This is a genomic window from Collimonas antrihumi, assembly GCF_018304965.1.
GTDB lineage: Bacteria > Pseudomonadota > Gammaproteobacteria > Burkholderiales > Burkholderiaceae_D > Collimonas > Collimonas antrihumi.
Genome location: NZ_JAGQED010000075.1, coordinates 1 through 862, shown reverse-complemented (window position 1 = coordinate 862; position 862 = coordinate 1). Strand labels below are relative to the sequence as shown.

Sequence of the window (862 nt, the reverse complement as noted above, 5' to 3'; positions counted from 1 at the left end):
GAGCCTGTCAGATTTTCTGTGTGAACGGGGTTATGAAATAATACCGAAAGGGAAATTCCATGACCGACGTAATGACCACAAAGAAACCGAAGAAGCAGAAAGCACCTAGCCTCATCCCCGTTGATCTGATTGACCAGTTGCTGGCGCAAGTGCAGAACAAGGACGCCGAGTCGATCCTTGGCGAATCTGGCCTGGCTGGGCAGCTCAAGAAGATGCTGGCCGAGCGTATGTTGACGGCCGAGTTGAGCCATCATCTGGCCAGCGAAGGCGAAGCGAGCCGGAACCATCGCAATGGCAGTAGCCCGAAGAAGGTGCTCACGCCAGGCGGCGAACTGCACCTGGACATTCCCCGTGACCGGCTGGCGAGCTTCGAGCCCAAGCTGGTCGCCAAGCACCAACGGCGTATGCCAGGCTTTGACGACCACGTCATCAGCATGTACGCACGCGGCATGAGCGTGCGCGAGATTCAGGGTCATCTGCTGGAGCTGTATGGCACGCAGGTGTCGCCAGACCTGATTTCCACCATCACCGACGAAGTCCTTGATGAGGTCGCGCAGTGGCAGCAACGGCCGCTGGAACCGATGTATCCCATCGTCTATTTCGACGCACTGCGACTGAAGATCCGGGACGAAGGCACGGTTAAGAACAAGGCCGTGTACCTGGCGCTGGGCATTCGTGCCGACGGCCGCAAGGAAGTGCTGGGGTTGTGGATCGAGCAAACCGAGGGCGCCAAATTCTGGCTGAAGGTCTTTAACGACCTTAAGAACCGTGGACTGGACGACGTCCTGATTGCCGTCGTTGATGGCCTGCGCGGCTTCCCCGAAGCCATCGAAGCGGTCTATCCACAGGCGCAGATCCAGAC

Annotated in this window: 1 protein-coding gene; it reads left to right on the top strand. The window is 58.2% G+C overall.

The features are described 5' to 3' along the window. Positions 1 to 59 precede the first annotated feature (59 nt). Positions 60 to 862, top strand: an 803-nt coding sequence (locus KHU29_RS22045; protein ID WP_211455466.1) for an IS256 family transposase, incomplete at its 3' end; no start/stop codon positions are given.